Raw genomic sequence first — 13,167 nt, 5'->3', positions numbered from 1 at the left:
AGTTCTATGCCTCAGCAGACGCTGAGGACCCACATGTGAAGTCGCTCGCCACAACCTGCCTTGAAACAGTGCGCAACGGCATACGTCAAATGACGTATGCCGTTACGTCAGGCTGCGTATACCCGCGCTGGCCGGCTGCCGCCATGCTGACCTCCTCATTGCAGAGGAGTCGCCCCATGGCATCACGATTGATTCGCTCCAAACCGCTGTTGGCCCTGTCATTACTGGCGGCCGCTTTGTTCAGTCAGGGCGTGCTGGCCGATAACGAAGGCCTGGCTGTGACCCCCACCGAAGTCACCGTCGGCCAGTTGCACTCGGCCACCGGCACCATGGCGATCTCCGAGACCGGCTCGATCCAGGCCGAGCGCCTGGCCATCGAGCAGATCAACGCCTCGGGCGGGATTCTGGGACGGCAGATCAAGGTGATCCAGGAAGACGGCGCCTCCGACTGGCCGACCTTCGCCGAAAAAGCCAAGAAGCTGCTGGTCAACGACAAAGTCGCCGCCGTGTTCGGCTGCTGGACCTCGGCCTCGCGCAAAGCCGTACTGCCGATTTTCGAGAAAGAAAATGGCCTGCTCTACTACCCAACCTTCTACGAAGGCCTGGAACAGTCGAAAAACGTCATCTACACAGGGCAGGAAGCGACCCAGCAGATCCTCGCCAGCCTCGATTGGATCGCCAAGACCAAAGGCGCCAAGACCTTCTATCTGGTCGGCTCCGACTACATCTGGCCGCGCACGTCGATGAAGATCGCGCGCAAGCACATTGAAAACGTGCTGCACGGCACCGTGGTGGGCGAAGACTACTACCCGCTGGGCAACACTCAGTTCGGGTCGCTGATCAACAAGGTCAAGCTGAAGAAGCCGGACGTGGTGTTCGCCGCAGTGGTCGGCGGTTCCAACGTGGCGTTCTATAAGCAGCTCAATGCGGCAGGTGTGAATGCGTCCAAGCAGACGCTGTTGACGCTCTCGGTGACCGAAGACGAACTGCTCGGCATCGGCGGCGAAAACATGGCCGGCTTCTACGCCTCGATGAAGTACTTCCAGAGCCTGGACAACCCCAACAACAAAGCCTTCGTCGATGCGTTCAAGGCCAAGTACGGCAAGGATTCGGTGATCGGCGATGTGACCCAGGCGGCCTACCTCGGGCCATGGTTGTGGAAAGCGGCGGTGGAGAAGGCCGGCAGTTTCGACGTGGATAAAGTCGTCGCCGCGTCTCCAGGCATCGAGCTGAAAACCGCGCCGGAAGGCTACGTGAAAATCCACGAGAACCACCATCTGTGGAGCAAGTCGCGCATCGGTGAAGTACTGCCCAACGGCCAGTTCAAGGTGATCTACGAGTCGGATCTGATCGAGCCGAACCCGTTCCCCAAAGGCTACCAATAAGTAACAGGCGAACCCAGATCCACATGTGGGAGGGCAAGCCCCCTCCCGCATACAGCAAAGCCAAAGCAGACTGCATTTTATCTCTTTGTAGGAGACCATCATCATGGAATGGCTATCGGAATTTGGAGCCATCGCGGCGATGCAGGGGTTCAACGGCTTGTCCGTATTCTGCGTGCTGTTGCTGATGGCCTTGGGGCTGGCGATCATCTTCGGCCAGATGGGCGTGATCAATATGGCCCACGGTGAGTTCCTGACCATCGGCGCCTACACCACCTACGTATGTTCCAGCCTTACCGCGCACTTTGCGCCGAGCTTCCAACCCTATTACTTCTTCTTCGCCATCGCCCTGTCATTCCTGGTGGCCGGTGCCGTTGGCTGGCTGGTGGAGTGGGCGATGATCAGTCGTTTGTACAAGCGCCCGCTGGACACCTTGCTCGCCACGTGGGGCTTGTCGCTGATGATGCAGCAAACCTTCCGCTCGGTATTCGGTGCCCGCGAAGTCAGCGCCGAACCGCCGACCTGGCTGATGGGCTCGGTCAACTTCACCGACGCCATCGAAATCCCGCGCAACGGCCTGTTCATGATGGCCCTGACCCTGCTGCTGACCGCTGTGATCTTCCTGATGCTGTACCGCTCGCGCTGGGGCTTGCAAGTGCGCGCTACCGTACAGAACCGCCTGATGAGCCGCGCGGTGGGCATCAATACGCGCAAGGTCGACCGCATGACCTTTGCCCTCGGCTGCGGCGTGGCGGGCGTGGCGGGTGCGGCGTTCACCACCATCGGCTCCACGGGACCCACGGCCGGTTCGCAGTACATTGTCGACACCTTCCTGGTGGTGGTGTTCGGTGGTGCGCAAAGTCTGTTTGGCACCATTGCCTCGGCGTTCGTGATCGCGCAGACCCAATCGCTGTCGGAGTTTTTCCTCAGTGGTTCGATGGCCAAGGTACTTACGTTGTCCTCGGTGATTCTGATCCTGATGCTGCGCCCGCAAGGGCTGTTCTCCATCAAAGTGCGCAAGTAGAGGCGAGCAGATGAAGGCTTTAGACAAGCTGCTGGGCGGCCAGCAAAACATGATCGGCCTCGTGCTGTTGGCGCTGCTGATCCTGGTGATATTCCCCCTGACCCTGGACGCTTTTCGCCTGAATATGGTCGGCAAGTACCTGACCTACGCGTTTGTCGCCGTGGGCCTGGTGCTGTGCTGGGGGTATGGCGGCATCCTCAGTTTGGGGCAGGGCGTGTTTTTTGGGGTTGGCGGCTACTGCATGGCGATGTTTCTCAAGCTTGAGGCATCGGACCCGCAGAGCACCAGGATCCAATCCACACCGGGTATCCCTGACTTCATGGACTGGAACCAGATCACTGAGTTGCCCTGGCTGTGGCAGCCGTTCCACAGTTTCAGCTTTACCCTGGCGGCGGTGATCGCCGTGCCGGTGCTGCTGGCGTTTGTCATCGGCATGGCGCTGTTCAAGCGGCGCGTAGGCGATGTGTATTTTTCCATCGTCACCCAGGCGATTGCGCTGATCCTCACGGTGCTGATCGTCGGCCAGCAAGGCCTGACGGGTGGCGTCAATGGCGTCACCGACCTCAAGACGCTGCTCGGCTGGGACCTGCGTACCGACAGCGCGAAGATGATGTTGTACTTCATCAACGCCGGCTTGTTGTTCGGCTGCATCTTTATCGGCCGTTTCATCCTCGCGTCCAAGCTCGGCCGGCTGTTGATGGCCATGCGCGACAAGGAAGAACGCGTGCGCTTTTCCGGGTATGACGTGGCCAGCTTCAAGATCTTCGTGTTCTGCGTGGCCGCCGCGTTTTCGGCGATTGGCGGGGCGATGTTCGCCTTGCAGGTGGGCTTTATGTCGCCGTCGTTCGTGGGCATTGTGCCGTCGATCGAGATGGTTATTTTTGCGGCGGTGGGCGGGCGCATGTCGTTGCTCGGCGCGGTGTATGGCGCGCTGCTGGTGAACTACGGCAAGACCTACTTTTCCGAATCCTTCCCCGAACTGTGGCTTTACCTGATGGGCGGGCTGTTTATCGCCGTGGTCATGTACTTCCCCAACGGTTTGGCCGGCTTGTGGGACAGTCATGGGCGCCAGGCGTTGGCGAAACTGCTGCGGCGCACACCTGTGGCGAACACCCCGGTTAAAGCCAAGGCCAACACAAAGATCCTGGAGACCCAGCCATGACCGCCGTCGGCTTTGAAATGAATAAACCGGTGCTGGCCATCGAAGGCCTCACTGTCTCGTTCGACGGCTTCAAAGCCGTCGACAACCTCAACCTGTATATCGACCGCAACGAAGTGCGCGTGGTGATCGGCCCCAACGGCGCCGGCAAGACCACGGTGCTCGACCTGATCTGCGGCAAGACCCGCGCCACCAGCGGCAGTATCCAGTTCGACGGCCAGGAACTGACCAAGATGCGCGAGTACAACATCGTGCGCGCTGGGGTGGGACGCAAGTTCCAGAACCCGTCGATCTACGAAAACCTCACGGTGTTCGAGAACCTGGAGATGTCTTATCCGGCAGGTCGCAAGGTGTGGGGGGCGCTGTTTTTCAAGCGTAACCCCCAGGTGATTGCCCGGGTGGAAGAGGTGGCGCGGGAGATCTTCCTTGGCGATTTGCTGCAGCAACAGGCCGACCTGCTGTCCCATGGGCAAAAGCAGTGGCTTGAGATCGGCATGCTGCTGATGCAAGACCCCGAGCTGCTGATGCTCGACGAACCGGTGGCCGGTATGAGCGTCAACGAACGCGCGCAAACCGCCGAGCTGCTCAACCGCATCAGCCAGGGCCGTTCGGTGCTGGTGATCGAGCACGACATGGAATTTGTCAAAAGCATCGCCCACAAAGTCACGGTGCTGCACCAGGGCAAGGTGCTGGCCGAGGGCAGCATGGAGTCGGTGCAAAGCAATCCGAAAGTCATCGAAGTGTATTTGGGCCACTGAGGAACCGCGCATGTTCAAGATCGACCAGTTGTCCTGCGGCTACGGGCAGAGCCAGATCCTCCACGACCTGGACCTGAGCGTGGCCAAGCGCGAGATTGTCGCGGTGATGGGCCGCAATGGCATGGGCAAGACCACCTTGTTCAAGAGCCTGATGGGCATCCTGCCGCAGTGGAAGGGCCAGGTCAGCGTTGACGGGCAGGATGTGTCGGCGCTGGAAACCCATGAACGGGTAGCGCGCGGGATTGCCTATGTGCCCCAGGGCCGCATGATTTTCCCGAGCATGAGCGTGCTGGAAAATATCCAGACCGGCCTGTCGGCGTCCGCGCGGGGGAAAGTGCCGGAGGATTTGTATGCACTGTTCCCGGTGCTCTACGACATGCAATCGCGCAAGGGTGGCAACCTGTCCGGCGGCCAGCAACAGCAACTGGCGATTGCCCGGGCGTTGGCAACCAACCCCAAGGTGCTGCTGCTGGATGAGCCGACAGAGGGTATTCAGCCGTCGATCATCAAGGACATCGCGCGCACGTTGAAGGAGATTCGCAACCTGCGGGATCTGACCATTGTGGTGTCGGAGCAGGTGTTGTCGTTTACCTTGGAGATCGCCGACCGCTTCCTGGTGATCGAGAAGGGGCGGTTCGTGATTGAAGAGACCCGGGATCGGGTGGATGAGGCGACGATCAGTCGGTACTTGTCGGTGTGAGCAGGGCGGCAAAGGCTGCGAGGATACAGGTTTATTCCAGGCGCTCTCCGACAGCCATGGCAGGTTTTATCGTATTGCTGCTCGGGGCGCATGCAGAGTATGTCCAAGTAGTTTTCCCGCGCTTAGTTGTACATTTAATTGGTTTTTTGGAACCGGCTTATTATCAGTCACCACAGAGAGGGGCGTTGATCCAGCAAGCAGTTTTATTGGATTGGCATTTATCGACCCCCATAACACTGAGGTGTAGCTATGGAACTGTATTGTCGTCAACAACCCCACTGTCAGCCAGTTGCCGGCACTGGCTTTAATCCAGTCACTGATGGCGCTGGAAGGGGTCATGGTTATAGCGGTTATGAGGGCGCTCAGAGCTCTAGAATCGCGCGAGACTTTTCAGGTAATTTTGATTACTTCAGAACCCCGGGAACGGCTTTTGTGTCGCGTGATTCGCTTCAGCTCGCTGCCGGTCGTCCGCCGACGGGAAACCCCTATCATGATCAGATGACCCTGTTGGCCCGCGCGATTCTCAACAATCCGAAAATGGAACACCTGCTTGACGCAATCAACCACGGCGGCCAGGAGGATGGCGTTATCAGCCATGGGGACGTATCCGCCGTCGTTGACCATTATGAAGCGCAGGAGGCACCCTTCAAGCAGTCGCCGCGCTCGGGGCCTTATAACGGCGCCATGCAGCAGCAAAGGGTCAACCAGCAGTTTCCCCAGCCGCACTTCGGGCAATCGCCGAGGTATGACAATTCAAACTTCGCCGCGCAGCAACCCTACTACGGTGGGGGCCAGGTCTTGCGCATGCCTGATGCCGAGAGTAAGTCCTATACCCACCTCAGCAAGGAAGACTTTTCCAATCAGGTACTCTCCCATTTCAGTTCCCTGGAAGACCCGAATACCCCTGGCGCCATAACCGACAGGTCGCTGAATGCAGTGGCCTCGGGTTACCGTCTGGACGGTACACCTGCCACTCAGGATGAGATAAATATTGCCAAGGAACTGCTGGCGCGGGGGAGTTTGTTCAAGGAACTTGATGAAGGTAAAACAGGCACGCTGGATGGGAGTTTTACCCGGGACGACCTCGGTAATACCTCCAATAGATTTAAAGGCATGAGTGATGAAGAGCTGCTTAGAACAATTAAAGCGAACTTTGTCGAGTACGGTGATGGTGATGACTATGTCAACTTCAAGGAGTTGAAACAAGCAGCAGGGTTGTTGCCTTCGGATAAAGCCTACAGTCCGGAAGCGCGCCAAGCGGCGGCAGAACTTCTCAAGCGCAAACAGCTTCTGGAAGATACGGATGTTGGCGTTAATGACAAAGGCGGCCCTGGGTACAAGGACGGGCGGTTTGATCTGGCGAACCTGGATCACGTGATCGATAAAAAGCGTGCAACTGCCGCTGGATGAACCGAGGGTGCCGCCGACCGTCTCGGTGGCACCTCGCTTCGTAGCGACGCGTTCATAGCCCAGTACGGGGTTGAGTGCTGTGGTCATAAACAGTGAATGCTCTACGTTGTGGATCAGCACCGGCTTGGCCACATTCAACTCGAACGTACTCGATAGTGCGTTGGCCCGGCGACTGGGGCTGGAACCGGGGGGCATTACTTCTGTGTGTCGAGCATCAAGGTCGACGCCAGCGCCGGTGATGCACTGCTTCAAAGCGCAAAGTGGCGCACTGGGCCTGGCCATCATTCGTCAATATCGCGATGAGCCCGGTGGGCTGATCGCCGTGTCGGAATCGGTCTACCCCACCGATCGTTTCACCCTGACCATGCAGATGAAACGCGACAAGGTCTGACCTCATACGTCATCCAACGTATTCCCCGATTTACCTGGCTCCCCGAGACTGGATCGAACGCCCTACGTCATCCGTCCAGGAGCCAGTCCATGACCGAAACGCTGATCAAAGTCGACCTCAACCAGCCTGTTACCGAGAACGAGCAAATCCATAACCGCTGGCACCCGGATATCCCGATGGCGTGCTGGGTGAAGCCGGGCGACGACTTCATCCTGGAAACCTACGACTGGACCGCCGGCGCAATCAAGAACAACGACGACGCCAGCGATGTGCGCGATGTGGACCTGTCCACCGTGCATTACCTGTCGGGCCCGGTGGGTGTGCACGGCGCCGAGCCGGGAGACCTGCTGGTGGTGGACTTGCTCGATATCGGTGCCAAGGCCGATTCACAGTGGGGTTTCAACGGGTTTTTCTCCCGGCAGAATGGCGGTGGTTTTCTCACTGATCACTTCCCCAGCGCACAAAAAGCCATCTGGGATTTCAAGGGCATGTTCACCCGCTCGCGGCATATTCCGGGGGTGAATTTCGCCGGCCTGATCCACCCTGGTCTGATTGGCTGCTTGCCCGATCCGGTGATGCTCGCCGACTGGAACCGCCGTGAACAGGAGCTGATCGACACCAACCCAACCCGTGTACCGCCACTGGCCAACGCACCGCTGGCCGCCACCGCGCATATGGGCAAGCTCAAGGGGCAGGCCCGCGACGATGCCGCCGCCACCGGCGCGCGCACCGTGCCGCCGCGTGAACATGGCGGTAACTGCGACATCAAGGATTTGTCCCGGGGTTCGAAGATCTTCTTCCCGGTCTACGTCAACGGCGCCGGGCTGTCGGTGGGCGACCTGCACTTCAGTCAGGGCGACGGTGAAATCACCTTTTGCGGCGCCATTGAAATGGCTGGCTGGGTGCATATGAAAGTCGAGCTGATCAAAGGCGGCATGGCCAAATACGGGATCAAGAACCCAGTGTTCAAGCCGAGCCCGATCACGCCGCACTACAAGAACTACCTGATCTTCGAAGGCATCTCGGTGGACGAGCAGGGCCAGCAGCACTACCTGGACGTCAACGTCGCCTACCGCCAGGCATGCCTGAATGCGATCAACTATTTGACCAAGTTCGGCTATTCGCCAGCCCAGGGTTACGCGTTGCTCGGCTCGGCACCGGTGCAGGGGCACATCAGTGGCGTGGTGGATATACCGAATGCCTGCGCGACCTTGTGGTTGCCCACGGAAATCTTCGAGTTCGATATCAACCCCAACGCCAACGGGCCGACCCTATTTCTCGACGGCAGTATCGACTTGCCCATCGCTCCGGACCTGTAGCCATGCCGACCTACGAATACGCCTGCGACACCTGCGGCACGTTCACGATGTTGCGGCCTATCGCCCAGCGCCACGAGCCCAACCAGTGCCCTTACTGCGCCGGGCCCGGCGGGCAGCTATTGGTGTCGGCCCCGGCGCTGCAAACGCTGTCGGCCAACCAGCGCAAGGCCATCGCCGGCAACGAGCGCAGCGCCAACGCGCCGCAAACCGTCGGTGAGTATCAGGAAAGCCGTCGACACCCGACCGGATGCAGTTGCTGTGGCACCCGCAAAAAGGAGCTGCCGAGCAAGGCCAACCCTTTGGGCCTCAAGACCAGGACCGGCCCGCGGCCGTGGATGATCAGTCACTAGAGCAGGAGCACTGCAATGCGTCATGGCGATATTTCCAGCAGCCCGGACACCGTCGGTGTCGCGGTGGTGAACTACAAGATGCCGCGTCTGCACAGCAAGGCCGAGGTCATCGACAACGCGAAGAAGATTGCCGACATTATCCTCGGCATGAAACAGGGCCTGCCCGGCATGGACTTGGTGGTGTTCCCTGAATACAGCACCATGGGCATCATGTACGACCACGACGAGATGATGGCGACCGCTGCGAGTATTCCTGGCGACGAGACGGCGATCTTCTCGGCCGCCTGCCGCCAGGCCAATACCTGGGGCGTGTTTTCGCTCACTGGCGAGCGCCATGAGGAGCATCCGCACAAGGCGCCCTATAACACGTTGGTATTGATCAATAACTGCGGCGAAATTGTGCAGCGCTATCGCAAGTGCATCCCCTGGTGCCCCATCGAGGGGTGGTACCCGGGCGATCGCACCTACGTGTGCGACGGACCCAAAGGCATGAAGATCAGCCTGATCATCTGTGATGACGGCAACTACCCGGAGATCTGGCGCGATTGCGCGATGAAGGGCGCGGAGCTGATCGTGCGCTGCCAGGGCTATATGTACCCGGCCAAGGAGCAGCAGGTGCAGATGTCCAAGAGCATGGCCTGGGCGAATAACTGCTACGTGGCGGTGGCCAACGCGTCTGGGTTCGATGGGGTGTATTCGTACTTCGGTCACTCGGCGATCATCGGCTTTGACGGGCGCACGTTGGGCGAGTGCGGTGAGGAGGAGATGGGCATCCAGTACGCGCAATTGTCGGTGTCGCAGATTCGCGATGCGCGAGCCAATGACCAGTCGCAGAACCATCTGTTCAAGCTGCTGCACCGCGGCTACACCGGTATGCATGCCTCGGGCGATGGCGACAAGGGCGTGGCCGACTGTCCGTTCGAGTTCTACCGTACCTGGGTGCTGGATGCGCAAAAGGCGCAGGAGAATGTGGAGAAAATCACCCGCAGCACGGTGGGCGTGGCCGAGTGCCCGGTGGGGCAATTGCCCCATGGCGGTAAAGAAAAGACGCTGGAGTAGCGCATGCGCTTTACCTTTGAACCGGCGCAGGTGATGGCGTTGTTGCGCAGCCGGATCGTCGGCCAGGACGCTGCACTGGCTCAGGTGGAAGGCTTGCTCAAGGTGGTCAAGGCGGATATCGGTGAGCGTGATCGACCGCTAAGCGTCAATCTGTTCATGGGCCCGACCGGTGTGGGCAAGACCGAGGTCGTGCGCCTGCTGGCCCAGGCGCTGCACGGCCGCGCCGACGGCTTTTGCCGCATCGACATGCACACCCTGGCCCAGGAACATTACACCGCTGCGCTCACTGGCGCGCCCCCCGGCTATGTGGGCAGCAAGGAGGGTATCAGCCTGTTCAACAGCGAGTTGATCCAGGGTACCTACAGCCGACCTGGCATCGTGCTGTTCGACGAACTGGAAAAGGCCAGCCAGGAAGTGCTGCGCAGCCTGCTGGGCATTCTGGAAAACGGCCAACTGACGTTGGCTGCAGGCACTCGCACCCTGGACTTTCGCAACTGCCTGATCTTCATGACCAGCAATATCGGCGCGCGGCAGGCGCGTCGTCATCGTCAGCGGTTCGCCCAAGGTTGGCGTCGGTTGCTGCGGGTATTTGTCCGGGATGAGGCGGCTGTATTGGAAGAGGCGCTGCATGGTCATTTTGAACCGGAGTTCCTTAATCGTATCGACCGCATCCTGATGTTCGAACCCATCGACGCTCAGTGGCTGGAAGCACTGCTGGAGGTGGAGCTGGGCAAACTCAATCAGCGCTTGGCGGCGCAACAGTGCTCGTTGGTGCTGGATGAACACGCGCGGGCCTGGCTGTGCCGTCACCACGATGCGCGGTTCGGCGCACGTGCGCTGGGCCGGCGTTTGCGGGTGGAGCTGGAGCCGGCGATTGCCGAATGCGTCTTGCAGGGCAATGCCCTGCGCCTGAATGCCACGGTACGCAATGCCTGCCTGGTGGTGGACGCGGTACAAGGACAAAGCACAGGAAGATCGGATCCAATTACGGTATAACCCTCGGACGCTTTAGTTCTCCGAGGCCCCGTTTTTCATGCAAAGCCCTGTGCAACGCCCGCTGTGGCAGATCTACCTGATCTTTCTGGCACCGATGGTGCTGTCCAACTTCCTGCAAAGCTTTTCCGGCACCCTCAACGGCATTTATGTCGGGCAAATGCTCGGCACCCAGGCGTTGGCGGCGGTGTCGGGGATGTTTCCCATCGTGTTTTTCTTTATTGCCCTGGTGATCGGCCTTGGGGCGGGCGCCTCGGTGCTGATTGGCCAGGCGTGGGGTGCCCAGGAAACCGGGATGGTCAAGGCGATTACCGGCGCCACCCTGACCCTCGGCGCACTGGTGGGTCTGATCGCAGCGGTGCTGGGCAGCCTGTTTGCGCGCCCGGCGTTGCAGGCATTGGGCACACCGATTGATGTACTCGATGATGCAGTGGGCTATGCCCAGATGATGATGTTGATCATGCCGCTGCTGCTGGTGTTTATCCTCTACACCCAGCTGTTGCGCGGTGTCAGCGACACGATCTCGCCGCTGCTGGCGCTGATGGTCTCGACCCTGGTCGGCCTGCTGTTGACCCCGGCGCTGATTCGCGGCTGGATCGGCCTGCCGCCCCTGGGTATCCAGAGCGCGGTGTACGCAGGCCTGGTGGGGAATGCCTCGGCAATGCTGTTTCTGGTCCTGCGCCTGCGCCATAAAAACCATGTGATGGCGCCGGATCGCGAACTGCTCGCGGCCTTGCGCCTGGACCGCGTCATCCTCGGCAAAGTCCTGCGCATCGGCTTGCCTACAGGCTTGCAGATGGTGGTGTTGTCGCTGTCGGAGCTGGTCATCCTGGCTTTGGTCAACGGCCACGGGTCCCAGGCCACGGCGGCCTATGGGGCGGTGACGCAGATCGTCAACTACGTGCAATTCCCGGCGCTGTCGATCGCCATCACCGCCTCGATCCTCGGGGCCCAAGCGATTGGGGCCGGGCGCCTGGAGCGTATCGGGCCGATTCTGCGCACCGGGCTGTTGATCAATACGTGCCTGACAGGTGGCCTGATCGTGCTGGGTTATGGGTTGTCCCACTGGTTGCTGGGCCTGTTCATCACCGACGATGCCGCGCGGATCAACGCCGAACACCTGCTGCACATCATGTTGTGGAGCATCCTCGTATTCGGCTTCCAGGCCGTGATCGGTGGGATCATGCGCGCCAGCGGCGTGGTGCTGATGCCAGTGGCGATTTCGATCTTCTGCGTGCTGTGTGTCGAGCTGCCGATGGCATACCTGCTGAATGCGCACTTCGGCCTGGAAGGCGTGTGGATGGCGTTCCCGGTGACGTACCTGGCGATGCTGGGGTTGCAGATCGCGTATTACCGGTTGGTGTGGCGGCATAAGCAGATCAAGCGGTTGGTGTGATAAAAGGATGCGCAATTTAAGGACAGAAGACGTTTAAATCATGGCAAACCCTTACGCCGAGTTGTTCCAGGTCCCCGGTGCCCGGGCCTTCGTATGGGCCGGCATGCTGGCGCGCATGCCGGTGTCCATGGCCGGTATTGGCCTGATCACCATGCTCTCCCAGGTGCACGGCGGCTATGGCCTGGCCGGATCGGTGGCGGCGGTGTTCGCCCTGGCCACGGCGTTTTGCGCGCCGCAGGTGTCACGGTTGGTGGATCGGTACAGCCAAGGCCGGGTGCTGCCGATTGCCGCCTTGATCGGCGGCGGGGCGCTGCTGATGCTGTTGCTGTGCACGCGGTTGCAGGCGCCGACCTGGACGTTGTTCCTGTTTGCTGCCCTGGCGGGTTGCATGCCGAATATGTCAGCCATGGTGCGGGCGCGCTGGACCGAGCTGTACCGGGGCCAGCCTAAGCTGCAGACCGCATTCGCCCTGGAATCGGTGCTGGATGAGGTGTGCTTCATCATCGGCCCACCGATTTCGGTGGGCTTGAGCGTGGTGCTGTTCCCCGAAGCCGGCCCTCTGGTGGCCGCGCTGCTGCTGGCGGTTGGCGTTACCACCTTTGTGATGCAACGTGCGACCGAACCCCCGGTGCATGAGCACCACGCTCACCATCGGGGCTGGCTGATCGCGTCACCGTCGGTGCTGATCCTGATGATCCTGCTGCTGGCCATGGGGGTGATCGTGGGCGTGGTGGATGTGGTCAGCGTGGCCTTTGCCCAGCACCAGGGCCAGCCGGCGGCGGCAAGCATCGTGCTCTCGGTGTACGCCATCGGTTCGTGCCTGGCGGGCCTGGCCTTTGGCACCCTCAAGCTCAAGGCGCCGTTGCCCCGGCAGTTCCTGTTCTGCGGCGTGGCCACGGCGCTGACCACCTTGCCGTTGCTGCTGGTCACCCACATTCCGGGCCTGGCGGTGGCCATCTTCATTTCCGGACTGTTCTTCGCCCCGACCCTGATCGTGTCCATGGCCCTGGTGGAAAAGATCGTGCCCGCGAGCCGCCTGACCGAAGGCATGACCTGGCTGATCACCGGCCTGAGCATCGGCGTGGCCATCGGTGCCGCCAGCTCCGGCTGGATGATCGACCATTTTGGTGCCGCCAGCGGATTCTGGGTGGCGCTGGCGGCGGGGGCGGTGGTGATGGGGTCAGCGGTGCTGGGGTATCGGCGGTTGGGTTGAGCGTCATAACCCA

At 60.4% G+C, this 13,167-nt stretch carries 12 protein-coding genes and 1 pseudogene; all 13 read left to right on the top strand.

The genetic code is table 11. The annotated features are described in order from the left end of the window. Window positions 1-176 precede the first annotated feature (176 nt). Window positions 177-1,385 carry an urea ABC transporter substrate-binding protein gene (gene urtA, locus FBY10_RS18975; protein WP_131700166.1) on the top strand — a complete coding sequence of 403 codons (1,209 nt, stop codon included), beginning with the start codon at window positions 177-179 and terminating at the stop codon, window positions 1,383-1,385. 103 nt (window positions 1,386-1,488) lie between these two features. Beyond that, window positions 1,489-2,406, top strand: a complete 918-nt coding sequence (urtB, locus tag FBY10_RS18970) for an urea ABC transporter permease subunit UrtB (RefSeq protein WP_178116768.1) — start codon at window positions 1,489-1,491, stop codon at window positions 2,404-2,406. 10 nt (window positions 2,407-2,416) lie between these two features. Beyond that, entirely contained in the window at window positions 2,417-3,568 is a 1,152-nt protein-coding gene (urtC, locus tag FBY10_RS18965) for an urea ABC transporter permease subunit UrtC (protein WP_145337229.1), read from the top strand. Next, on the top strand, window positions 3,565-4,323 hold the full coding sequence (urtD, locus tag FBY10_RS18960) for an urea ABC transporter ATP-binding protein UrtD (RefSeq protein WP_145337230.1): 759 nt from the start codon (window positions 3,565-3,567) through the stop codon (window positions 4,321-4,323). Before urtC ends, urtD begins: the two co-directional genes overlap by 4 nt. 10 nt (window positions 4,324-4,333) lie before the next feature. Further along, window positions 4,334-5,023 carry an urea ABC transporter ATP-binding subunit UrtE gene (gene urtE, locus FBY10_RS18955; RefSeq protein ID WP_145337231.1) on the top strand — a complete coding sequence of 230 codons (690 nt, stop codon included), beginning with the start codon at window positions 4,334-4,336 and terminating at the stop codon, window positions 5,021-5,023. Window positions 5,024-5,455: 432 nt separating this feature from the next. Next, window positions 5,456-6,433: a hypothetical protein gene (locus tag FBY10_RS31535; RefSeq protein ID WP_178116767.1), complete on the top strand. Its 978-nt coding sequence runs from the start codon at window positions 5,456-5,458 to the stop codon at window positions 6,431-6,433. A gap of 250 nt (window positions 6,434-6,683) precedes the next feature. Beyond that, window positions 6,684-6,824: pseudogene (locus FBY10_RS31815) on the top strand (GntR family transcriptional regulator); the annotation flags it as partial. An 89-nt stretch (window positions 6,825-6,913) separates the two neighbouring features. Next, window positions 6,914-8,143, top strand: coding sequence for a formamidase (gene fmdA, locus FBY10_RS18940; protein WP_131700170.1), 1,230 nt, complete (start codon window positions 6,914-6,916; stop codon window positions 8,141-8,143). A 2-nt stretch (window positions 8,144-8,145) separates the two neighbouring features. Next, a complete protein-coding gene (locus FBY10_RS18935) occupies window positions 8,146-8,493 on the top strand; it encodes a zinc ribbon domain-containing protein (RefSeq protein WP_131700171.1) in 348 nt (115 codons plus the stop codon). Window positions 8,494-8,508: 15 nt separating this feature from the next. After that, complete coding sequence (locus FBY10_RS18930; RefSeq protein ID WP_131700172.1) at window positions 8,509-9,552, top strand: aliphatic amidase; 1,044 nt, start codon at window positions 8,509-8,511, stop codon at window positions 9,550-9,552. A gap of 3 nt (window positions 9,553-9,555) precedes the next feature. After that, window positions 9,556-10,548, top strand: a complete 993-nt coding sequence (locus FBY10_RS18925; RefSeq protein ID WP_145337232.1) for an AAA family ATPase — start codon at window positions 9,556-9,558, stop codon at window positions 10,546-10,548. A 37-nt stretch (window positions 10,549-10,585) separates the two neighbouring features. Then, window positions 10,586-11,941, top strand: a complete 1,356-nt coding sequence (locus tag FBY10_RS18920) for an MATE family efflux transporter (protein ID WP_145337233.1) — start codon at window positions 10,586-10,588, stop codon at window positions 11,939-11,941. 40 nt (window positions 11,942-11,981) lie between these two features. Then, entirely contained in the window at window positions 11,982-13,154 is a 1,173-nt protein-coding gene (locus tag FBY10_RS18915) for an MFS transporter (RefSeq protein WP_145337234.1), read from the top strand. The last annotated feature ends 13 nt before the right edge of the window (window positions 13,155-13,167 follow it).

The organism is Pseudomonas sp. SJZ103, from assembly GCF_007828335.1.
Taxonomy (GTDB): domain Bacteria; phylum Pseudomonadota; class Gammaproteobacteria; order Pseudomonadales; family Pseudomonadaceae; genus Aquipseudomonas.
Note: the sequence above shows the minus strand (reverse complement) of the source record. Positions and strands in the feature narration are given on the sequence as shown.

Excerpts from the sequence above, each read along its gene's own strand:
- urtE (WP_145337231.1), top strand. The coding sequence starts at position 4,334 with ATGTTCAAGATCGACCAGTTGTCCTGCGGCTACGGGCAGAGCCAGATC.
- FBY10_RS18920 (WP_145337233.1), top strand. The coding sequence starts at position 10,586 with ATGCAAAGCCCTGTGCAACGCCCGCTGTGGCAGATCTACCTGATCTTT.
- fmdA (WP_131700170.1), top strand. The coding sequence starts at position 6,914 with ATGACCGAAACGCTGATCAAAGTCGACCTCAACCAGCCTGTTACCGAG.
- FBY10_RS18915 (WP_145337234.1), top strand. The coding sequence starts at position 11,982 with ATGGCAAACCCTTACGCCGAGTTGTTCCAGGTCCCCGGTGCCCGGGCC.
- urtC (WP_145337229.1), top strand. The coding sequence starts at position 2,417 with ATGAAGGCTTTAGACAAGCTGCTGGGCGGCCAGCAAAACATGATCGGC.
- FBY10_RS18925 (WP_145337232.1), top strand. The coding sequence starts at position 9,556 with ATGCGCTTTACCTTTGAACCGGCGCAGGTGATGGCGTTGTTGCGCAGC.
- FBY10_RS18930 (WP_131700172.1), top strand. The coding sequence starts at position 8,509 with ATGCGTCATGGCGATATTTCCAGCAGCCCGGACACCGTCGGTGTCGCG.
- urtA (WP_131700166.1), top strand. The coding sequence starts at position 177 with ATGGCATCACGATTGATTCGCTCCAAACCGCTGTTGGCCCTGTCATTA.
- urtB (WP_178116768.1), top strand. The coding sequence starts at position 1,489 with ATGGAATGGCTATCGGAATTTGGAGCCATCGCGGCGATGCAGGGGTTC.
- FBY10_RS18935 (WP_131700171.1), top strand. The coding sequence starts at position 8,146 with ATGCCGACCTACGAATACGCCTGCGACACCTGCGGCACGTTCACGATG.
- urtD (WP_145337230.1), top strand. The coding sequence starts at position 3,565 with ATGACCGCCGTCGGCTTTGAAATGAATAAACCGGTGCTGGCCATCGAA.